Annotated in this window: 23 protein-coding genes; 12 read left to right on the top strand and 11 right to left on the bottom strand. The window is 71.5% G+C overall.

All coding sequences use genetic code 11. The features are described 5' to 3' along the window. Positions 1–42: 42 nt before the first annotated feature. Positions 43–468, top strand: coding sequence for an SHOCT domain-containing protein (locus HD594_RS13140; protein WP_184751380.1), 426 nt, complete (start codon positions 43–45; stop codon positions 466–468). A gap of 33 nt (positions 469–501) precedes the next feature. Here the strand turns inward: HD594_RS13140 and HD594_RS13145 are convergent, their stop codons facing one another. Beyond that, the gene (locus HD594_RS13145; protein WP_271171165.1) at positions 502–1,365 is read right to left on the bottom strand and encodes a PHP domain-containing protein; all 864 of its coding nucleotides are present in this window, start codon (positions 1,363–1,365) and stop codon (positions 502–504) included. Positions 1,366–1,471: 106 nt separating this feature from the next. On the opposite strand from HD594_RS13145, the gene HD594_RS13150 reads away from it, so the two are divergent. The 3 genes from HD594_RS13150 to HD594_RS13160 are packed head-to-tail and all read left to right on the top strand — an operon-like array spanning position 1,472 to position 5,741. After that, positions 1,472–2,482 carry an endonuclease/exonuclease/phosphatase family protein gene (locus HD594_RS13150; protein ID WP_184751382.1) on the top strand — a complete coding sequence of 337 codons (1,011 nt, stop codon included), beginning with the start codon at positions 1,472–1,474 and terminating at the stop codon, positions 2,480–2,482. A 50-nt stretch (positions 2,483–2,532) separates the two neighbouring features. Beyond that, positions 2,533–3,954 (top strand): aminopeptidase P family protein, encoded by a 1,422-nt coding sequence (locus HD594_RS13155; RefSeq protein ID WP_184751383.1) that lies wholly within the window; start codon positions 2,533–2,535, stop codon positions 3,952–3,954. Further along, positions 3,951–5,741, top strand: a complete 1,791-nt coding sequence (locus HD594_RS13160) for a gamma-glutamyltransferase family protein (RefSeq protein ID WP_271171166.1) — start codon at positions 3,951–3,953, stop codon at positions 5,739–5,741. The genes HD594_RS13155 and HD594_RS13160 overlap by 4 nt, the downstream gene beginning before the upstream one ends. A gap of 76 nt (positions 5,742–5,817) precedes the next feature. On the opposite strand, the gene HD594_RS13165 is transcribed toward HD594_RS13160, so the two are convergent. Then, complete coding sequence (locus HD594_RS13165; RefSeq protein ID WP_184751384.1) at positions 5,818–6,462, bottom strand: hypothetical protein; 645 nt, start codon at positions 6,460–6,462, stop codon at positions 5,818–5,820. A gap of 231 nt (positions 6,463–6,693) precedes the next feature. Between HD594_RS13165 and HD594_RS13170 the strand changes: the two genes are divergently transcribed. Beyond that, on the top strand, positions 6,694–7,056 hold the full coding sequence (locus tag HD594_RS13170; protein WP_184751385.1) for a YciI family protein: 363 nt from the start codon (positions 6,694–6,696) through the stop codon (positions 7,054–7,056). Between the two features lie 2 nt (positions 7,057–7,058). Continuing rightward, positions 7,059–8,291, top strand: coding sequence for an RNA polymerase sigma factor (locus HD594_RS13175; RefSeq protein ID WP_184751386.1), 1,233 nt, complete (start codon positions 7,059–7,061; stop codon positions 8,289–8,291). A gap of 40 nt (positions 8,292–8,331) precedes the next feature. On the opposite strand, the gene HD594_RS13180 is transcribed toward HD594_RS13175, so the two are convergent. The 5 genes from HD594_RS13180 to HD594_RS13200 form a co-directional block, all read right to left on the bottom strand. Beyond that, complete coding sequence (locus HD594_RS13180; protein WP_184751387.1) at positions 8,332–8,937, bottom strand: hypothetical protein; 606 nt, start codon at positions 8,935–8,937, stop codon at positions 8,332–8,334. A 105-nt stretch (positions 8,938–9,042) separates the two neighbouring features. After that, complete coding sequence (locus tag HD594_RS13185; RefSeq protein ID WP_184751388.1) at positions 9,043–9,456, bottom strand: type II toxin-antitoxin system VapC family toxin; 414 nt, start codon at positions 9,454–9,456, stop codon at positions 9,043–9,045. After that, positions 9,453–9,686 carry a FitA-like ribbon-helix-helix domain-containing protein gene (locus HD594_RS17190; protein ID WP_221446625.1) on the bottom strand — a complete coding sequence of 78 codons (234 nt, stop codon included), beginning with the start codon at positions 9,684–9,686 and terminating at the stop codon, positions 9,453–9,455. Before HD594_RS17190 ends, HD594_RS13185 begins: the two co-directional genes overlap by 4 nt. Next, positions 9,686–10,381 (bottom strand): alpha/beta hydrolase family protein, encoded by a 696-nt coding sequence (locus tag HD594_RS13195; protein ID WP_184751389.1) that lies wholly within the window; start codon positions 10,379–10,381, stop codon positions 9,686–9,688. Before HD594_RS13195 ends, HD594_RS17190 begins: the two co-directional genes overlap by 1 nt. Then, entirely contained in the window at positions 10,378–11,052 is a 675-nt protein-coding gene (locus HD594_RS13200; RefSeq protein WP_246414044.1) for a YflT domain-containing protein, read from the bottom strand. Before HD594_RS13200 ends, HD594_RS13195 begins: the two co-directional genes overlap by 4 nt. A 40-nt stretch (positions 11,053–11,092) precedes the next feature. On the opposite strand from HD594_RS13200, the gene HD594_RS13205 reads away from it, so the two are divergent. Genes HD594_RS13205 through HD594_RS13215 form a run of 3 tightly spaced genes read left to right on the top strand, consistent with a single transcriptional unit; the run spans position 11,093 to position 14,054 of the window. Beyond that, positions 11,093–12,373, top strand: coding sequence for a magnesium transporter MgtE N-terminal domain-containing protein (locus HD594_RS13205; RefSeq protein ID WP_184751390.1), 1,281 nt, complete (start codon positions 11,093–11,095; stop codon positions 12,371–12,373). Then, entirely contained in the window at positions 12,373–12,909 is a 537-nt protein-coding gene (locus HD594_RS17510; protein WP_184751391.1) for a DUF1003 domain-containing protein, read from the top strand. The genes HD594_RS13205 and HD594_RS17510 overlap by 1 nt, the downstream gene beginning before the upstream one ends. After that, complete coding sequence (locus HD594_RS13215) at positions 12,906–14,054, top strand: Mrp/NBP35 family ATP-binding protein (RefSeq protein WP_184751392.1); 1,149 nt, start codon at positions 12,906–12,908, stop codon at positions 14,052–14,054. Before HD594_RS17510 ends, HD594_RS13215 begins: the two co-directional genes overlap by 4 nt. Positions 14,055–14,058: 4 nt before the next feature. Here the strand turns inward: HD594_RS13215 and HD594_RS13220 are convergent, their stop codons facing one another. Continuing rightward, positions 14,059–14,463, bottom strand: coding sequence for a twin-arginine translocase TatA/TatE family subunit (locus HD594_RS13220; RefSeq protein ID WP_184751393.1), 405 nt, complete (start codon positions 14,461–14,463; stop codon positions 14,059–14,061). Between the two features lie 69 nt (positions 14,464–14,532). On the opposite strand from HD594_RS13220, the gene HD594_RS13225 reads away from it, so the two are divergent. Next, positions 14,533–15,168: an O-methyltransferase gene (locus HD594_RS13225; RefSeq protein WP_184751394.1), complete on the top strand. Its 636-nt coding sequence runs from the start codon at positions 14,533–14,535 to the stop codon at positions 15,166–15,168. A gap of 60 nt (positions 15,169–15,228) precedes the next feature. On the opposite strand, the gene HD594_RS13230 is transcribed toward HD594_RS13225, so the two are convergent. From HD594_RS13230 to dapE, 3 genes are all read right to left on the bottom strand, one after another. Continuing rightward, complete coding sequence (locus tag HD594_RS13230) at positions 15,229–15,402, bottom strand: DUF3117 domain-containing protein (RefSeq protein ID WP_067875042.1); 174 nt, start codon at positions 15,400–15,402, stop codon at positions 15,229–15,231. Positions 15,403–15,501: 99 nt separating this feature from the next. Further along, the gene (locus tag HD594_RS13235) at positions 15,502–16,722 is read right to left on the bottom strand and encodes a hypothetical protein (RefSeq protein ID WP_373877183.1); all 1,221 of its coding nucleotides are present in this window, start codon (positions 16,720–16,722) and stop codon (positions 15,502–15,504) included. Beyond that, complete coding sequence (gene dapE, locus HD594_RS13240; RefSeq protein ID WP_184751395.1) at positions 16,710–17,780, bottom strand: succinyl-diaminopimelate desuccinylase; 1,071 nt, start codon at positions 17,778–17,780, stop codon at positions 16,710–16,712. Before dapE ends, HD594_RS13235 begins: the two co-directional genes overlap by 13 nt. Positions 17,781–17,845: 65 nt before the next feature. On the opposite strand from dapE, the gene dapD reads away from it, so the two are divergent. Next, entirely contained in the window at positions 17,846–18,802 is a 957-nt protein-coding gene (gene dapD / locus HD594_RS13245) for a 2,3,4,5-tetrahydropyridine-2,6-dicarboxylate N-succinyltransferase (RefSeq protein WP_184751396.1), read from the top strand. Between the two features lie 30 nt (positions 18,803–18,832). Beyond that, positions 18,833–19,663: a polyphosphate kinase 2 gene (ppk2, locus tag HD594_RS13250; protein ID WP_184751397.1), complete on the top strand. Its 831-nt coding sequence runs from the start codon at positions 18,833–18,835 to the stop codon at positions 19,661–19,663. Positions 19,664–19,690 lie beyond the last annotated feature (27 nt).

Consider the following 19,690-nt stretch of genomic DNA (forward strand, 5'->3'; position numbering starts at 1 on the left):
ACGCGCCCGCGTCCGTCCCTCGCTCAAGAAAGGCGCATCATCGTGCGTTTCCTCGAAGCAGTCACGACCGGCTATGAGTACCAGGGTTTCTGGGGCTCGTTCTGGGACATCATCTGGTGGTTCCTGGCGGTCTTCGTGTTCTTCGCGTATCTGTTCGCCCTGTTCGCGATCATCGGCGACCTGTTCCGCGACCGCAAGCTCAACGGCTGGTGGAAGGCGGTGTGGATCCTCTTCCTGATCTTCGTGCCGTTCCTCACGGCCCTGATCTACCTGATCGCCCGCGGGAAGGGCATGGCCGAGCGCAGCGCCGCCACGGCACGTCAGATGCAGGAGGCGCAGGACGCCTACATCAAGCAGGTGGCGAGCTCGAGCCCCAGTGAGGAGATCGCCAAGGCCAAGGCGCTCCTGGACGCCGGGACGATCACCCCCGAGGAGTACGAGGCCATCAAGGCCAAGGCCCTCGGCTGATCCTTCTCCGCCGCGCGCAGCGCCCTCGTCCGCCTACGGGTAGACGGGGGCGCTGCCGGTTGCGGCGTCGATGATGCGCGCGACCATGTCGTCGGAGGTCGTGTGCTCACCCGGCTGATTGGGCTTGCCGAGCCCGTGGTAGTCGCTGGAGCCGGTGACGATGAGGTCGCGCTCGCGGACGAGCCGGCGCAGTGTCCGCACACCGGACGCATGGTTGTCGCGGTGCCCGAGCTCGAACCCCGCCAGCCCGGCGTCGAGCATGCGCCGGAGCAGCGCCGCCTCCGGCACGCCCGCGCGGCCCGCCGGGTGCGCCACGATCGCGACTCCCCCGGCAGCCACGATCGCCTCGACGGCGGTCACCGGGTCCGGAGCGTACAGCGCGACGTAGTAGTCCCCCCGGGGGTGGAGGATCCCCGAGAACGCCTCGGCCCGGTCCCGCGCGAAACCGCGCGCGACCAGCGCATCGGCGATGTGCGGGCGCCCGACGGTCGCCCCGTCGACGGTCTGTTCGAGGATGTCCTCCCACGCGAGGTCGAAGTCGTGCGAGATGCGCTCGGCGATCAGGCGCGCGCGGTCCAGGCGAGACGAGCGGATGCGGCTGGTGAGCGCGCGCAGCGCGCGGTCGTCCGGGTCGAACAGGTAGGCCAGCAGGTGGACGCTGCGCCACTCCTGCCGAGACGACAGCTCCATGCCGGGCAGCAGCGTCATGCCCAGGGACGCGGCGGCCTCCGCGGCTTCCGCCCACCCCGCGGTGGTGTCGTGGTCGGTGAGCGACACGGTGCCGAGCCCGTGGCGGTGCGCGGCGGCCATCACCTGGGCCGGCGGCTCGGTGCCGTCCGACCGGGTGGAGTGCAGATGAAGGTCGCTGGGGCCTTCGAAACGCCGCGAATCCGACACGGCACGAGCGTATCGTCCGCCGCGCGCCGTCAGCGGCCGGCGCGACATGCCCGGATCGGCATGTCCCCTGACGGATCTCCCAGACACCTGACATAGAGTCTCGGTCGTGCTTCGCCTCGTGGGTGTCCTCTTCAGCGTGCTGTGGGCGATCGCCGCAGCGGTGCTCACGTGGCCGGGATTCTTCCGCGTCGAGCGGATGTGGCCGATCGCGCAGATCATCTCGTTCCGCGGTCTGCTCGTGGCCGCGTTCGCGGCGATCGCCGTGATCACGCTCGTGCTGGCGGTCGTCAGGCCCCTCCGGCGGTTCGCGCTCTCGCTGGCCGCGATCTCGGCGATCGCCGCCGTCGCCGGCGCCGTGATGATGGTCGGGCGGGGCCTGGGAACCGAGACACTCCCGGCGAAGACCGACTCCAGCATCCGCGTCATGACCTGGAACACCGCCGGCGAGGCCACGGCGCCCGAGACCGTGGCCCGCATCGCGGTGGCGATGGACGCCGACATCGTGGCGCTGCCCGAGACGACGATCGAGAGCGGCGAGCAGGTCGCGATCGCGATGCGCGAGCTCGGCCAGCCGATGTGGGCGCACTACACCGACTACCCCGACACCGAATGGGATGCCGGGTCGACGACGCTGCTGATCGCGCCCGAGCTCGGCGACTACGCCGTCATCGAGGCTTCCCAGGCGGGAACGTCGACCGTTCCGAGCGCCGTCGCGATGCCCACCGACGGCGGGGGGCCGATCGTCGTCGCCGCGCACGCGGTCGCCCCGCGGCGGTCGTACATGGCCGACTGGCGCGAGGACCTGCAGTGGCTCGCCGACCAGTGCGGCGACGCCAACGTCATCATGGCGGGCGACTTCAACGCCACCGTCGAGCACATGTCGGGGCTCGGCATCGACGGCGGCACGCTCGGCCAGTGCTACGACGCGGCCGCCGAGTCCGGCAACGGGTCGGTGGGCACCTGGTCCACCGAGGTCCCGTCTCTGGTCGGCGTGCCGATCGACCACGTCATGGTGTCGGCGGACTGGACGGTGACCGGCTCGATCGTGCTGCGCTCCGCCGACGACTCGGGGTCCGACCACCGCCCGCTCATCGTGCAGCTCGAGCCCGCCGGCTGACGCCCGCCCCGGGCGGGGCGCGCTCGGCGCCGGCATGGGAGACTGGAGAGATGAGCACGACAGGCGACAGCGACACGATCGCTCAGACCGACTCCGAGAAGCCCACGACGAGCACCAACCGCCGCCAGCCGTACGGCCAGGGCTTCCTCGACACGATCTCGACCGGGTGGGCCGACCGCCCCGAGAGCGTCCCGCCGCAGCGAGCGCAGGCCGCTTTCGCGGCCGCGCGCCGTGACGCGGTCTCGGCCGCCTTCCCGGGCCGCCGGCTCGTGGTCCCGGCCGGTTCGCTCAAGCAGCGCAGCAACGACACCGACTACCCGTTCCGCCCCCACTCGGCGTTCGCCCACCTCACCGGCTGGGCCGCCGACGCCGAGCCCGACTCGCTGCTCGTCTTCGAGCCGCGCGACGAGACGGGGCACGACGTCACCCTCTACTTCCGCGAGCGCGCCGACCGCACGACCGCCGAGTTCTACTCCAACGCCGCGATCGGCGAGTTCTGGATCGGCCCGCGCCCGGCGCTGGACGGCGTCGCCTCGGACCTCGGCCTGGCGACCGCGCACGTCGACGATTTCGCCGCCGGCGAGCACGACCTGGTGGTGGACGAGGACGACGAGCTCACGCGCTTCGTCTCGGAGCTCCGCCTGGTCAAGGACGCCTACGAGATCGAGCAGATGCGTCTCGCGGTCGACGTCACCGCGCGCGGCTTCGACGACATCGTCGCGAACCTCGACCGCTCCATCGAGCACGCCCGCGGCGAGCGCATCGTCGAGGGCGTGTTCCACACGCGCGCCCGCAGCGACGGCAACGCGGTCGGCTACGACACGATCGCCGCGTCCGGCCCCCACGCGTGCTACCTGCACTGGACCCGCAACGATGGCGCGGTGATCCCCGGCGACCTGATCCTCATCGACGCCGGCGTCGAGGTCGACAGCCTGTACACGGCCGACATCACGCGCACGCTCCCCGTGAGCGGGACGTTCACCGACATCCAGCGCAAGATCTACGAGACGGTCCGCGAAGCCGCCGACCACGCGTTCGCCGCCGCGAAGCCCGGTGTGCTGTTCCGCGAGGTCCACGCGGCTGCGATGGAGATCATCGCCGCGCGCGTCGCCGAGTGGGGGCTGCTGCCGGTCACCGCCGAGGAGGCGCTCGAAGCGGATGCCGGCGGACACCACCGCCGCTACATGGTCCACGGCACGAGCCACCACCTGGGCATCGACGTGCACGACTGCGCGCAGGCCCGCCGCGAGATGTACTACGACGCGCCGCTCGAGCCCGGCATGGTGTTCACGATCGAGCCCGGTCTGTACTTCCAGATCGACGACGTGACCGTCCCCGAGGAGTACCGCGGCATCGGCGTGCGCATCGAGGACGACATCCTGATGACCGAGGACGGTCCGGTGAACCTGTCGGCCGACATCCCGCGCACGGCCGACGAGGTCGAGGCGTGGATCACACGCCTGAAGAAGTGAGCTTCACCCCACCCGACTCGTTCACGACGCGCCCGACGCTGACGGGCACGTTCGGCATGTCGGCGTCGACGCACTGGCTGGCGACGGCGAGCGCGCAGGCGATGCTCGAGCGCGGCGGCAACGCGTTCGACGCCGCAGTCGCCGGGGCGTTCGTGCTGCACGTCGTCGAGCCGCACCTCAACGGCCCGGGCGGCGACCTCGTGGGGCTGTTCGCGACGGCCGACGACCCTGGACGCCCGGTCGTGCTGATGGGCCAGGGCCCCGCTCCGGCCGGCGCGACGATCGAGCACTTCCGCGGCGAGGGGCTCGACCTCGTGCCCGGCGCGGGCGGCCTCGCCGCGGCGATCCCGGGCGCCGTCGACGCGTGGCTGCTGCTGCTGCGCGACCACGGCACGATGGAACTCGCCGACGTGCTCGGCCCTGCGATCGGGTACGCGCGCGACGGCGCCCCGCTGCTTCCGACCACGGTCGCCGTGATCGAACGAGTGGCCGATCTCTTCCGCGACCACTGGCCGACGTCGGCCGACCTGTGGCTGCCCGGCGGCGAGGTGCCGCAGGCCGGCGACCTGCACCGCAACCCCGCGTACGCCGGCGTGCTCGAACGGCTCATCGCGGCGGGAGCGGATGCCGACGACCGCGCGTCGCGCGTCGAGGCCGCCCGTGCCGAGTGGGCGACCGGTCTCGTGGCGCAGGCGGCATCCGCCTTCCTCGCCCGGCCCCACCGCCACTCCACCGGCGGCGACCACGCTGCGGTCATCTCCCCCGCCGACTTCGCGGGCTTCCGCGCCGGGTACGAGGAGGCCCTGACGGCGACCTTCCGCGGCCACACCGTGGCGAAGGCGGGCGCGTGGTGCCAGGGCCCGGCGCTGCTGCAGGCGCTGCGGATCCTCGAGCCGCTGCCCGACGAGCTGCTGGACGTGTCGACCGAGGCCGGCGCCCACACGGTGCTCGAGACCCTCAAGCTGGTGCTCGCCGATCGCGACGCGTACTTCGGCGACGGCGTGGATCTTGATCCGCTCCTCGACGACGCGTACCTCGCCGGCCGACGAGCCGAGATCGGCGACGTCGCGTCGCGCGCGTGGCGTCCGGGCTCGGTGCCCGGGCGCGAGCCCTTCCGTCCGCCGCTGCGCCGTTCGGCCGACGAGGCCGTCTCGTTCGCCGGCGCCGGTGAGCCCACCGTCTCGCGCGAGGGGCACACGCGCGGGGACACGTGCCACATCGACGTCGTCGACCGCTGGGGCAACATCGTCTCGGTGACGCCCTCGGGCGGCTGGCTGCAGTCGAGCCCGACGATCCCCGAGCTCGGCTTCTGCCTCGGCACGCGCCTGCAGATGGCGTGGCTCGACGAGTCGTCGCCCTCGGCGCTGCGTCCCGGCGCGCGCCCCCGCACGACGCTCACCCCGACGCTCGTGCTGCGCGACGGGGCGCCGGTCATGGCCCTCGGGTCACCGGGCGGCGACCAGCAGGACCAGTGGCAACTGCCGATGCTGCTGCGCATGCTCGCGGGCGGCTATGCCGCGCAGGAGGCCATCGACGCCCCGATCCTGCACACCGTCGCGCTCGTCGACTCGTTCTGGCCGCGCACGTGGGAGCCTGCCGGCGCCGTCGTCGAGGATCGCATCGGCGACGACATCGTCGAGGGACTCGCGCGGCGCGGGCACGACGTGGTCCGCGCGGGCGAATGGCGTCTCGGGCGCCTGTCGGCCGTTGGTATCGACCGCGACCGCGGAACGGTGTGGGCAGCCGCGAACCCGCGCGGCATGCAGGGGTACGCCGCGGGGCGGTAGAGCCTCGATCGGGAGATCGAAAGTCATCGCATCACGCATCGATGCGCGCGCGTAACCCGATCGACGGACAGTGCCGTCAGGCGGCGACCTGGGCGGCTTCCCGCTCCTCGGCGCGGCGCATCGCCCACTCGTAGCGGTCGAGGCGGAAGCGGATGTAGAAGATCAGGAAGAAGATCAGCACGGCCATCGCCATCCAGGGGCCGATGGTGCGCATGATCACGAACTCGGTCGCCGACGACACCGACAGGTGCCAGGCCTCCCACCCGGCGATGCCGAGCTCCACGAGCGCCCACACGAGCGTGACGTGGGCGGCGACGCGCCGGTAGACGGCGTGCTCCGCGGTCAGGTGGCGGTACGGGGTCACGAGCGGCATCAGGTAGACGGCGACCGGCCGGCGCGTGAAGGCCGTCGCGCCGACCGCCACCGCGATCACGGCACTCAGGGCGATGCCGGCGCCGAAGTAGACCACGTGCGACTGCGTGAGGACGCCCGCGACGGCCTTGACCACGACGTAGGCGAGCGTGAGCGGCAGCAGCACGCCGATGCCGCGGCCGCGGCTGCGGCGGACGACGATCAGCACGATCGCGATCGCGCTGGCGGCGATCATCGCCGGGATCAGTCCGAGCCAGTTGTCGACGAGCAGGAACACCGCTGTGGGAAGCAGCGAGACGAGCGCCGGCACCAGGCCGGGGCGGCGGATCGTGATGGCCGGCGTGGACATGATGGCTTCTTCCGTCTGCGAACTCTGTGCTCCCGAGTCTCGCTCTCGGGCTCCCGCGCGGCATCCACCGATCGGTGGAGGCGGCATCCGACGTCCGTTCGAAGCCTGCTGTCGGCGGATCCACGAGATCTGCGACAACCCGTGCGCTCGAGGTGTCCATCTGGTCGACTGTTGTTCGTCACTTCGGTGAGGGGCCGCAGGGGGCGGCTCCCGTGACGAGAGGACACTCCCATGCAGTACATGCTTCTGCTCACCAGCGCTCCGGACGCGGGCCCGCAGCCCGGCAGCCCCGAAGAGGCCGCCGAGATGGGCGAATGGTTCGCGTACGACGACATGCTCAAGCAGGCGGGCGTGTTCGTCTCGGGCGAGGCGCTCCACCCCGTCGACACCGCCACGACCGTCCGCGTGCGCGACGGCGGCACGGTCGTCACCGACGGCCCCTTCGCCGAGACGAAGGAGTACCTCGGCGGCTACTACGTCATCGACGTTCCCGACCTCGACACCGCGATCTCGTACGCCGAGAAGGTGCCGAACATCGGCTACGGCTCCGTCGAGATCCGCGCCGTCCTGGATGTCTCGGCGATGGCCGGATAGGGATGCCGGACGCGGAGGTCGCCGAGGTCTTCGCCGCGCAGTGGCCGCGCCTGGTCGCGACGCTGCGCGCCGACCTCGGCGACCTCGACCTCGCCGAGGATGCCGCCCAGCACGCGTTCGCCGCGGCCTCGGAGCGCTGGCCGTCAGACGGCACCCCGGACGTCCCCGGCGCGTGGCTGGTCACGGTCGCGCGCCGCTGGGCGATCGATCAGGCGCGCCGCGACATCCGCTGGGCGCAGCGCGAGGACGACGTGCGGGCCGCGCTCGAGCTGCCGCAGCGAGAGCGCGGACCGATCGCCGACGACCTGCTGGCGATGATCTTCGGATGCTGCCACCGCGCCCTCGACGAGTCCGCGCGCGTGGCGCTCACGCTCCGCTACGTCGTCGGGCTCCCGACGGCGGCGATCGCGAAGTCGTTCCTCGTGCCCGAGGCGACGATGGCCAAGCGCCTCGTGCGGGCGAAGAAGAAGATCGCCGCGACGAACATCCCGTTCCAGGTGCCGGATCGCGGTCACCAGGCGGAGTCGCTCCACGAGGTTCTGCGGATCGTCTACGTGATCTACACGCAGGGCCATGCCGCACCGACGGGCGAGCTCATCCGCGGCGACCTGTGCGACGAGGCCCGCTGGCTGGCCGGATGCCTGTGCGAGCTGCTGCCGGACGAACCCGAGACGTGGGGGCTCGCGGCGCTGCTCGCCTTCACCGATGCGCGACGTCCGGCACGCCTGGACGCCGACGGCGAGGTGGTCCTCCTCTCGGAGCAGGACCGGTCGCTGTGGGACGCCGCGGCCATCGCCGAGGGGCGACGCCTGCTGCGTCGAGCGCTGAGCCATCGCCGGGTGGGGCCGTACCAGCTGCAGGCGGCGATCGCCGGCGCTCACGCCGACGCGCCGACGTTCGACGAGACCGACTGGGCGACGATCAGGCGGTTGTACGCCGTGCTCGGAAAACTCGAGCCGTCGCCGGTGATTCGGCTCAATGAAGCCGTCGCCGCGTCGCTCGCCGAGGGCGGCGTGGCCGGCCTGGCGCTGCTCGAGCCGCTGGCGGACGATCTCGCGGACTATCACTACTTCCACCTCGCCCGCGCCGACATGCTCGCCCAGACCGGCGACCGGCGCGCCGCACGCGAGGCGTTCGACCGCGCGCTCGACTGCTGCGACAGCGACGCCGAGCGTCGCGCGATCCACCGGGTGGCGGCGGCGCGATTGGCTGCGGCCGGACCGACCGTCTCGTGACCCGGTGCTCGGCGACCTGTCGCGGGAGCGCCTGCGCCGCCTACTCGCCCGAGAAGTCGATGACCGTCGTCCCGGCTCCCTCGAGCGCTTCGATCACATACGCGTCGGGGTACGGGTAGACGACCAGCTCGTGCGTGATGAGCCCGTCGTCGTCGTGATCGTCGATCTGCACGCCGACGAGCTGGAACTCGTTGCCGGCGAGATTCGTGCCGTACCAGAGCCACAGCCCGCCGCTCTGGGAGCCGTCGCGCGCCACCCACTCGTGGACCAGTTCGATCCGCGAGTCCATGGCACCGCTGTACAGCGTCTGGTACCAGGCCTGCTGCATGCCGACGCCGTCGCCGTAGGCGTCGTCGTACATCTCGGCCTCAGGAGTCGCCAGCGCCGCCAGGGCGGCGACCACCTCGTCTTCGGTCCCGTACGCCTCGGGGTCGTCGAGGATGGCGCGCACCTCCTCATGGACCGCGATGGTGTTGTCGTATCTCACGGCATCCGCGTCGATCTGCGCCGGCAGCGCATCCCGCTCCGCCGTGACCTGCTCCAGCTGCGCCTCGAGCTCGGAGTCGCTCGCCGTGCATCCGGCGACTCCGCCGGCCAGTGCGAGCGCCGAGACAAGGGCGACGATGGCGCGTGCCCTGCCGGACATGGCGCCTCACCCCTTTCGCTTCTTCGCTATCCGGACACCACTGTCCTCCCCGAGAGCGCGCGGAACAGAGGCGAAGGTCACGCGGGCGCGCACACACCACGTCGGCTACTGCGTCCAGGGGTCGTGGAGGACGACTCCGGTGTCTGCGAAGTCGCGGGTGTTCCGGGTCGCCAGCTCATGGCCGCCGGCCAGGCAGATCGCGGCGATCATGGTGTCTTCGACGCTCACCGCATGCCCGGCCGCTTCGCGACGCGCGCGCAGGAGTCCATATTGCCGCGCGGCCGGGGAGTCATACGGGAGCAGCCGATCTCCCGCTGACGACACGATCGCCTCGACAGCAGTGAGAAGGTGTTCCCGCCGCCGTCCGGGCGGCAAGCGCTGAGCACCGTAGAACAATTCACCCACGGTGAGCGTCGTGACGGCGAGTTCGCCGCTGTGGTCAGCCAGCCACGCCAGAACCTGAGGGTCCGGCGCCGGACGCAGAGGCTCGGAGAGGACGTTCGTGTCGGCGACGATCACGACAAGTCGACATCTCGGGCGGGCGAACGCTCGGGCGCCTCGAAATCGCCGCGAAGCGAAGCGGTCGCCGCGATCCAATCGACGACGAAGTCCGAGCGGGCGGCGACGGCGTCGGCGAGGATGTCACGCACCTCGGCCTCCATCGACTGGTTGTGCGCCGCAGCGCGCGCTTTGAGAGCCAGCCGCGTCGCGTCGGGCAGGTTGCGGATCGTCAAGGTCGCCATCGCCATCACCTCCGTGACAGCAATGCTAGCACTCTGCCGCGCATCCACTCCGCGACCAGCGGCGCGAGCTCCTCCCCCACGACATCCGCCGGGCGCTTGTTGCCGGCGACCTCGAACGAGTGGCCGCCGCCCTCGATCCACGTGATCGATGCGTCCTGACATGAGGCCACCGCCTCGATGAGCTGCTCGTGCGGATCGACGAACGGGTCGCGCGTGCCCTCGACGAACAGCTGCGGCTGGGCGACCGACGGCAGGTGCTCGATGCGCGGCTTCTCGGGCTTGCCGGGCGGATGCAGCGGGTACCCGAGGTAGATCAGCCCACGCGGCGAGATCACGCCCTCGGCGGCGGCCATGGAAGCCATGCGGCCGCCGTAGGACTTGCCCGCCGCCCACAGCGGCTGCGGAGACAGCCCCGCAGCCGCCTCGGCCACCGCCTGCCACGTTCGGATCGCATGCGGCGCCGGTCCCGGCATCCGCCTGCCTGCCTCGACGTACGGGAAGTTGAAGCGCAGCGTCGACACTCCGGCGGCGCGCATCCCGCGCGCGAAGCCGATCATGAACGGGTGGTCGAACCCGGCACCGGCGCCGTGCGCGATCGCCAGGGTCGCCCAGGCGTCGTCAGCGTGCTCGGACGCGGCCGAGACCTCGGCGGCGCCGTTCGGCAGCTCGACGCCCAGCCGCAGGGCGTCGCCCTCGCTCATCGCCCGCTGGTCTCGCCGTCGCGCGGCTCGGCGGCGGGAGCCTCGCCCGAGCCCTCGGAACCGGCCTCGGTCACCGGCGGCGCGGGAGCGATCCGCTCGCCGTACTTCGGCGGCTCGACGGGGGCGGGCTGCGCGGGCTGAGCCGGCTGCGCGACGGGCTGCGCCTGCGCTGGCGCCGCCTGCGGGCGGGCCGGCGGCGCGCCCGTCACCCCGAGGACCTGGCGCGCCTTGTGGTAGCTGTCGGCGGTGACCGTGACGTCGTAGTGGTCGGCGACGACCTGCATCACCGAGGCGTAGTCGCGGCGGCGGCGCACGATCGCGTACGTCACGATGCTCATCAGCATGCCGATCGCGATGCCGACGAACAGCACGCCCACGAATGCCTGGATCGGCACCGATGGGCTGCCGATGACGAGGATCGCCGAGAAGAACAGGCCGAGAAGGAGGCCGTTGATCGCGCCCGAGCGCGCGGCCGATGCGTAGCCGAGCCGTCCGGTGATGCGCTCCACGGATCGCAGGCCCATCCCGACGATCGCGATGTGGCGCGCCGGGACGTCGGCGGCGATGAGCGCCGACACCGCCTTCTGCGCGCCCTCGTACGTCGGGTAGTTGGCGACGGTCTCGCCGACCTCGCCCTTGCCCTGCGGGAGCCCTCCGCCCATCATGGTCATCTCTCCATCCTCGCACGCCCGGCCCGGCTACTCTGTGAGTGTGAGCACGCAGAGGGTTTTCGTCGCGCGCCTGACCGGCACCACGGTCTTCGATCCCTCGGGCGATCGGGTGGGCAAGGTGCGCGACGTCGTCGTCATCTATCGACGCGACGATCCGCCGCGCGTCGTGGGACTCGTCGTCGAGATCCCGGGTCGCCGCCACGTGTTCCTCTCCATCGGCCGCATCACGTCGATCGCGACGGGCCAGGTCATCACGACGGGCCTCATCAACGTCCGCCGCTTCGAGCAGCGCGGCGGTGAGGTGCGCGTGGTCGCCGAGCTCCTCGGCCGCAAGGTGTTCCTGCGCGACGGCTCCGGCGAAGCCGTCATCGAGGACGTCGCCATCGAGCGCAACCGCCTGGGCGAGTGGGACATCGGCCAGCTGTTCCTGCGGCGGCCCAAGACGAGCCCGTCGCCGTTCGCCAAGGGTCCGACGACCTTCGCCGGCTGGAACGACGTGCGCGAAGACCAGACCTCGGGCGAGGCGCAGTCCGCCGAGCAGCTCGTCGCCACGTACTCCGAGCTCAAGGCCGCCGACCTCGCCAACACGCTGCTGGACCTTCCCGAGGACCGCCTGCTCGAGGTCGCCGAAGAGCTTCCCGACGACCGTCTCGCCGACGCTCTCGAAGAGATGCCCGAGGACGAGCAGATCCACATCCTCGAGCAGCTGGGCGACGACCGCGCCGCCGACATCCTCGACGCGATGGACCCCGACGACGCCGCCGATCTGCTCGGCCAGCTGCCCGAAGGCCGCCTCGAGCAGCTGCTCGAGCTGATGGAGCCCGAAGAGGCCGAGGACGTCCGCGAGCTGCTGAAGTACGAGCCCGACACCGCCGGCGGCCTGATGACGAGCGAGCCGATCATCCTGCCGGCCGACGCCACCGTCGCCGAGGCGCTGGCCCTCATCCGCCGTCACGAGATGCACCCGGCGCTGGCGGCATCCGTCTTCATCACCCTCCCGCCGTACGAAACCCCCACCGGGCGATTCCTCGGCACGGCGCACTTCCAGCGGATGCTGCGCTATCCGCCGCACGAGCGGATCGGCGCCATCATCGACGAGACGCTCGAACCCGTGCCCGCGTCCGCGAGCGCTGCCGAGGTCGCGCGGCGCCTCGCCAGCTACGACCTCGTGCTGCTTCCCGTCGTCGACGCCGCACACCGGCTCGTCGGCGCCGTCTCGGTCGACGACGTCCTCGACTACCTGCTGCCCGAAGACTGGCGCTCGCAGGACGCGCATCGCGACGCGTCGCCGGCGACCACGAGCAACCCGGTGGTGCGCTGATGGCACGCCAGCCCCGCCAGCCCTCTCTCGACGCGCCCCGCGGCCGCGGCGGCGTCCTGGGCCCGCGCCCGCCGCGCCGCTCGCGCGATCGCTTCGGCCGCTTCACCGAGTGGATCGCCCGCAACATGGGCACCCCGGCGTTCCTGCTCGGACTCACCGTCTTCTGCCTCAGCTGGATCGCGTGGAACACCCTCGCGCCGCCCGAGTGGCGCTTCGACTCGGCCGCGTTCGGCTTCACGGCGCTCACGCTCGTGCTTTCGCTGCAGGCCTCCTACGCCGCCCCGCTGATCCTGCTCGCGCAGAACCGCCAGGACGACCGCGACCGCGTCGCGATGGAGCAGGACCGTCAGCGCGCCGAGCGCAACCTCGCCGACACCGAGTACCTCGCCCGCGAGGTCGTGGCGCTGCGCATGGCCGTCACCGAGTACCAGAGCGAGGCGATCACCCGCGACGTGCTCCGCGCCGAGCTCTCGCGCATGCTCGAGCGGCTCGACGAGTCCTCCGGCGACGACGGCGACCGGACACCCGCCTCGTGAGCGCCGCCGACGCGGTGCGCCGCGCGGTGGGCGCGGTCACCGACCCCGAACTGCGGCGCCCGCTCGCCGATCTCGACATGCTGCGCGACATCGCGGTGACCGGCTCGGTCGCCCAAGTCGGCATCGCCCTCACGATCGTGGGCTGCCCCGCCTCCGATCGCATCAGCCGCGACGTGCGCGCGGCCGCACTGTCGGTCGACGGCGTCGACGAGGTCGACCTGGAACTCGGCGTCATGACCCCCGCGGAGCGCGCGGCCCTCACCGACAAGCTGCGCGACGGGCGCGCACCGCGCGAGATGCCGTTCGGACCCGACAGCCTCACGCGGATCATCGCCGTCACCAGCGGCAAGGGCGGCGTCGGCAAGTCCACCGTCACGGCGAACCTCGCCGTCGCGCTCGCCGAGCGCGGCCTGTCGGTCGGCCTGATCGACGCCGACGTGCACGGGTTCTCGATCCCTGCTCTCCTCGGCCTGACGGACGCCGACGGTGCGGCGCCCCAGCCGACCCGCATCGACGACCTCATGCTGCCGCCGGTCGCGCACGGCGTGAAGACGATCTCGATCGGGATGTTCCTGCGCCGCGGCGACGCCGACGGGCCTGTGGGCGCCGTCGCCTGGCGCGGACCGATGCTGCACCGCACGGTGCAGCAGTTCCTCACCGACGTGTTCTTCGGCGACCTCGACGTGCTGCTGCTCGACATGCCGCCGGGCACCGGCGACGTCGCGATCTCGGTCGGGCAGCTGCTCCCCCACGCCGACGTGCTGGTGGTGACGACGCCGCAGGCCGCTGCATCCGACGTCGCCGTGCGGTCCGGCCTCGTCGCCCGTCAGACCGGCCAGCGCGTCATCGGCGTCGTCGAGAACATGGCGGCGATGGCGATGCCCGACGGCACGGTCCTGGATCTGTTCGGGTCCGGCGGCGGCGCGGCCGTCGCCGCGGCGCTCAGCACCGACGACGAGGACGTGCCCCTCGTGGCGTCGATCCCGCTCAGCCCGGCGCTGCGTCAGGACGCCGACGCCGGTGTGCCCGCGGTCCTCGCACATCCGGGCGATGCGGCCTCCGCCGCGATCGCGCAGGTCGCCGACCACATCGCGCGCACGCCGCGCGGACTCACGGGACGCCCGCTGCCGATGCGTCCCGCCTGAGAGCTCAGGTCGCCTCGGAGTCGAACGGCGTGGGCTCCTCGGACTTGGAGGGCGTCTTCGCCTCCGGTCCCTTGAAGGGCGACGCGACCGGCGCCGAGAGCGCGGTCGTGGTCACGGCGGCGGCCTGTGCGGCGCGGACGGTCGGCGTCGGGGCGTCGTCGAGCAGCGCCTCGCGGATGATGCGACGCGGGTCGTACTGACGCGGGTCCAGCGTGCGCCAGTCGACGTCGTCGAAGTCCTCGCCCATCTCGTCCTTGACGCGGGTCTTGGCCGAATTGACCCAGTCCTTCGCCTGCCTGGTGAAACGCGCCAGCGCCTCTGCGGCGCGCGGAAGACGCTCGGGGCCGATGACGAACGCTGCGACGACGGCGATGAGCAGCAGCTTCTCGATCGTGAGCCCGAAGAACATGTGTTCAGGTTACCGCCGCGCCGGACGGGTTCTTGCACAGGGCCGTCGTAGGCTGACTCCGGAGGAGAGATGTCCGACCACGATGCCAACCGCCGATTCGCCGCCGAGGCGACGGTCGAGCCCGAGCACATCGCGCGCGCCCGGGCGCACGCGCTCGAACTCGGAGCGTCGCCGATCAGCCCCGAAGTCGGCGCGCAGTGCGCCCTCATCGCCGCCGTCGGCCGAGCCATGAACATCGTCGAGATCGGCACCGGCGCCGGCGTCTCGGGACTGTGGCTCATGCACGGCGCGCCGCGGGCGACGCTCACGACGATCGACAGCGAGCCCGAGCATCTCGGGGCCGCTCGACGGGCGTTCGCGGAGGCCAAGGTCCCGCCCGCGCGCGCCCGGTTCATCACGGGCCGCGCCGCGGATGTTCTGCCGCGCATGAACGAGGCGTCCTACGACATCGTGCTGGTGGATGCCGATCCGGCCGGTGTCATCGAGTACGTCGAGCACGGTCTGGAGCTGGTCCGCCCCGGGGGCACGGTGCTCGTGCCGCGGGTCCTCGCCGGCGGCGCCGTCGCCGATCCCGTCAAGCGAGACCCGGTCGTCAGCGCCTACCGCTCTCTCATCCAGGAGACCCAGGCATCGCCCGCCGTCATCGGGGCGCTGTCCATCGTCGGCGAGGGACTCCTGCAGCTGACGACCGTCGAGGGCGACTGATCCTCCCGGGAAAAGAGAACGGCCGGTCAGAAGACCGGCCGTCTCAGAATGCGATGGGGCTCACGCGGGGTTGACCACACCGCCGAGCACGTCGTAAAGCTCCTTGGCCTCAGCGTCGTTCACCGAGACGACGAGGCGCCCGCCGCCTTCCAACGGCACACGCACGATGATGAGGCGCCCCTCCTTCACTGCCTCCATCGGCCCGTCTCCGGTTCGCGGCTTCATGGCTGCCATTGCGGCTCCTTTACATCGGGTGTCAGCCTGACAAGTTTATCCCGGGTCCCGGACGGGGGATAATCCGCGCCCCGATCTGGGGATGATCACGCCACGCGGTCAGGGGATCTGCCAGTACATGCTGGCGAGCGCATACATGTTGTAGATCCACCACCACTGCCCCAGCAGGCACACTGCGACGACCCCGCCCCGCCACCAGACCGACCGCGGGACCGCCGCCGCGCCCCACAGCGGCGACAGCGGCACGAGCAGCCGGAACACGCTCGACTGCGGGAAGAAGACCGCCAGCAGGTACACCAGATAGCTCGCGCTCCACAGGCGGATCTCGGGTCCGAGCGCCTTCACCGCGGGAACGAACAGCAGCACAGCCGCGATCCCCGCGACGACCAGTCCGAGCACGACGTAGGCGGCCACCTCGGGCAGTCCCCACAGCCGGAACCACAGCGCCGCACCCTCGATGAAGCCGCTGAACGGCACGAAGTGCTCGCTGGTGTCGATCCAGCCCCGCCGCCACGCCAGCTCGGTGTCGAGGTACGCGCTCGGGGAGCCGGTCACCGCCGCGGCGATGAACTGCCATGAGAACCCCACGATCGTCGCGAGCGCCCCGAGTGCGACGATGTGCACGATGTCACGGACCGGCAGGGGGTCGCGCCGGCGCGTGAACCAGCGATGGATGCCGTAGAGCCCGAGGAACAGCGCGAACGCCAGCACACCCGGGCGCGTGTAGCCCATCACGACGATGAGCGGGTACACCCACGCGAACCGCCGGCGCATCACCGCCCAGAGGGCCAGGAACAGCAGCAGCAGGAACAGCGACTCGGCGTACCCGACGTGGAAGAGCGCCGCGAGCGGCCCCACCGAGAAGAAGACCACCGCCCACATCGCCGGCGAATCCCCGATGCGATCCCGCAGGAGCGCGAACAGCACCAGGCACGCGCCGTAGCCGGCCGCGAGCGAGACCACCACGGCGCCGGCCAGCCACGAGCCGAACGGCGCCCCCACGACCGCCGACAGGTACGGATACACGGGCATGAAGGCCCACTGGTTCGTCTCGACGAAGCCGTCGGCCGAGAGCGGCAGGTCGGTGGGGTAGCCGACCGCCGCGATGTACGCGTACCAGGCGGCGTCCCAGCCGCCCAGCAGCGAGCCGAGGTCGGCATCCGCCCCGAATCGGGACGACGCCGTCGACAGGTTCGCCGCCAGCAGCAGGAAGCCGGTCGTGATCAGCCGTGCGACGAGGTAGATCGCCGCGATCGCCGCCCACCTCGGCACGCGGTGGCGCTCGTGCGCCGGCGCCGGTTCGCTGCTCAGGTCAGCCACGCGCGCAGCCCGCGCTCGACGGCCTCGATCTGCGCGAGCGGGACCCGCTCCTCGTCGTGATGCGCGAGGTGCGGGTCGCCCGGCCCGTAGTTGACCGCCGGAACGCCGAGGGCGCTGAAGCGCGCGACGTCGGTCCAGCCGTACTTCGGCTGCGGCACGGCGCCGACGGCCGACACGAACTCCTGCGCGAGCGGCGCATCGAGACCGGGACGCGCCCCCGGCGACAGGTCGGTGATCTCGACCTCGAACCCCTCGAACACCGTGCGCACATGCGCGACGGCCTGATCGGCGTCCTTGCTGGGAGCGAAGCGGTAGTTGACCTCGACCTCGCACGCGTCGGGGATGACGTTGCCGGCGACGCCGCCCGAGATGCGCACGGCGTTCAGCCCCTCGCGGTACTCCAGGCCCTCGACCTCCACGTCGCGCGGACGGTACTCCGCCAGGCGCGCGAGGATCGGCGCCGCCGCATGGATCGCGTTCTCGCCGATCCATGCCCGGGCGCTGTGCGCGCGCACGCCGTGCGTGCGCACCACGGCGCGCAGAGTGCCGTTGCACCCGCCCTCCACCTGGCCGTTCGAGGGCTCGCCGAGGATCGCGAAGTCGGCCTCGAACAGGTCGGGGCGCGCCTGCGCCAGGCGCCCGAGTCCGTTCTTGGCGGCTTCGACCTCTTCGTGGTCGTACCACATCCAGGTGATGTCGACGCGGGGGGCGACGAGCTCTGCGGCCAGCTTGAGCTGCACCGCCACGCCGGCCTTCATGTCCACGGTGCCGCGACCCCACAGGTGCGGCTCGCCGTCGACCTCGACGTCGCGCGTGGGCACGTTGCCGTTGATCGGGACGGTGTCGATGTGACCGGCGATCACGACGCGCTGGGATCGACCGAGCATCGTGCGCGCCACGATCGTGTCGCCATCGCGGTGCACCTCGAGGTGCGGCAGATCGGCGAGGGCGTCGGCGATCGCATCCGCGAGGACGGTCTCGTCGTCCGAGACGCTGGGGATGTCGCAGATCGCGCGGGTGAGGTCGACAGCGGATGCGGACAGGTCGAGCTGCGGCATCCCCCGAGTCTACCGACGCACGCCCGCCGCCCGATCCGCGAAGGCGGGCCCGGTATCGTGGACGGGTGAGCGAAGAGCGATGGATCTGGGGCGTCGGCCTCGCGACGACCACGGCAGACGGAACGGTGCTCGACACCTGGTACCCCGAGGTCGGCTCCGGCCGCATCCCCCTCGGCTTCGACCAGTCCAAGCCGCCGGCCGACCTCGATCGTCTCGCGGTGGCCGATCCCCGGCGCGGCGTCGACGTCGAGGTCGTGACCGTCGAGGTCGACCTGGATGCCGCCCCCGCGTCGACCTCTGACGCCTACCTGCGCCTGCACGCGCTGTCGCACCGGGTCGTGGAGCCGAACGGCCTCAACCTCGATGGCATCTTCGGGCACCTGCCGAACGTCGCATGGACCAACGCCGGACCGGTGCACCCCGACGACCTGACGCGGCTGCGCCCCATGCTGCAGCGCGAGGGCATCCAGGTGCAGGGGCTCGACAAGTTCCCGCGTCTGCTCGACTACGTCACGCCCGCCGGCGTCCGCATCGCCGACGCCTCGCGCGTGCGCCTGGGCGCGTACCTGTCCCCCGGCACGACCGTGATGCACGAGGGCTTCGTCAACTTCAACGCCGGCACGCTCGGCGCCTCGATGGTCGAGGGCCGCATCTCGCAGGGCGTCGTCGTCGGCGACGGCAGCGACATCGGCGGCGGCGCATCGATCATGGGCACGCTCTCGGGCGGCGGCACCCACAAGGTCGCCATCGGCGCGCGCACGCTCCTCGGGGCCAACGCCGGCGTGGGCATCTCGCTCGGCGATGACTGCGTCGTCGAGGCCGGCCTGTACGTCACCGCGGGCTCGAAGATCGTGCTCGCGAAGGAGCCGGTTCGCGCCGACGGCACGCGCCCCACGGTCAAGGGGGGCGAGCTGTCGGGCGTGAACGGCATCCTGTTCCGCCGAAATTCGCTCACCGGCGCGATCGAGGCCGTCCCGCGCGACGGCGTGGGGGTCACCCTGAACGAGGCCCTGCACGCCTAGAGTCGAGTCATCGACCGCGAGGGAGCGATGATGACGCACGACGGGAAGCGCAAGCGGGTTCCCAAGCCGCTGTACAAGAAGGAGATCAAGCGCCTGCAGGCCGAGCTGGTCGAGATGCAGGCGTGGGTCCAGAACACCGGTGCCCGCATCGTGGTGATCTTCGAAGGCCGCGACGCCGCCGGCAAGGGCTCGACGATCAAGCGCGTGTCGGCCTACATGAACCCGCGCGTCACGCGCATCGTCGCCCTTCCCGCGCCCACCGAGCGCGAGCGCACGCAGTGGTACTTCCAGCGGTACATCCCGCACCTTCCCGCGGCGGGCGAGATCGTGCTGATGGACCGCTCCTGGTACAACCGCGCCGGCGTCGAGCACGTCATGGGCTTCTGCTCGAACGCCGAGTACCACCGTTTCCTCCACCAGGCCCCCATCTTCGAGCGGATGCTGGTCGAGGACGGCGTGCTGCTGCTGAAGTACTGGTTCAGCGTGTCGGATGTCGAGCAGGAGGCCCGCTTCCTCTCGCGCGCGCAGGACCCGATGCGCCGCTGGAAGCTCAGCCCGAACGATGTGATGTCGATCACGAAGTGGGAGGATTACTCCCGCGCGAAGGACACGATGTTCGTGCACACCGACATCCCCGAGGCGCCCTGGTTCGAGGTCGACAACGAAGACAAGCGGCGCGGCCGGATCAACATGATGGCGCACCTCGTCTCGCAGGTGCCGTGGAAGCCGATCGAGCGCGAAGAGGTCGTCATCCCCTCTCGTCCGGCCGGCGGCGGCTACGAGCGGCCCCCGCGCGATCTGACGACCCAGGTGCCCGACGTCGCGGCCGAGCTGGAGCGGCGCGCCGCCGCGGAGGAGTGACCGGGCCGGACGAGACCGAACGCACTC

Origin of the sequence: Microbacterium thalassium, from assembly GCF_014208045.1 — a bacterium.
GTDB lineage: Bacteria > Actinomycetota > Actinomycetes > Actinomycetales > Microbacteriaceae > Microbacterium > Microbacterium thalassium.

Bases quoted from the DNA above. Each gene is read 5' to 3' on its own strand.
- HD594_RS13155 (WP_184751383.1), top strand. From the start codon at position 2,533: ATGAGCACGACAGGCGACAGCGACACGATCGCTCAGACCGACTCCGAG.
- HD594_RS13165 (WP_184751384.1), bottom strand. From the start codon at position 6,462: ATGTCCACGCCGGCCATCACGATCCGCCGCCCCGGCCTGGTGCCGGCG.
- HD594_RS13170 (WP_184751385.1), top strand. From the start codon at position 6,694: ATGCAGTACATGCTTCTGCTCACCAGCGCTCCGGACGCGGGCCCGCAG.
- HD594_RS13175 (WP_184751386.1), top strand. From the start codon at position 7,059: ATGCCGGACGCGGAGGTCGCCGAGGTCTTCGCCGCGCAGTGGCCGCGC.
- HD594_RS13180 (WP_184751387.1), bottom strand. From the start codon at position 8,937: ATGTCCGGCAGGGCACGCGCCATCGTCGCCCTTGTCTCGGCGCTCGCA.
- HD594_RS17190 (WP_221446625.1), bottom strand. From the start codon at position 9,686: ATGGCGATGGCGACCTTGACGATCCGCAACCTGCCCGACGCGACGCGG.
- HD594_RS13195 (WP_184751389.1), bottom strand. From the start codon at position 10,381: ATGAGCGAGGGCGACGCCCTGCGGCTGGGCGTCGAGCTGCCGAACGGC.
- HD594_RS13200 (WP_246414044.1), bottom strand. From the start codon at position 11,052: ATGACCATGATGGGCGGAGGGCTCCCGCAGGGCAAGGGCGAGGTCGGC.
- HD594_RS17510 (WP_184751391.1), top strand. From the start codon at position 12,373: ATGGCACGCCAGCCCCGCCAGCCCTCTCTCGACGCGCCCCGCGGCCGC.
- HD594_RS13220 (WP_184751393.1), bottom strand. From the start codon at position 14,463: ATGTTCTTCGGGCTCACGATCGAGAAGCTGCTGCTCATCGCCGTCGTC.
- HD594_RS13225 (WP_184751394.1), top strand. From the start codon at position 14,533: ATGTCCGACCACGATGCCAACCGCCGATTCGCCGCCGAGGCGACGGTC.
- HD594_RS13230 (WP_067875042.1), bottom strand. From the start codon at position 15,402: ATGGCAGCCATGAAGCCGCGAACCGGAGACGGGCCGATGGAGGCAGTG.
- dapE (WP_184751395.1), bottom strand. From the start codon at position 17,780: ATGCCGCAGCTCGACCTGTCCGCATCCGCTGTCGACCTCACCCGCGCG.
- ppk2 (WP_184751397.1), top strand. From the start codon at position 18,833: ATGACGCACGACGGGAAGCGCAAGCGGGTTCCCAAGCCGCTGTACAAG.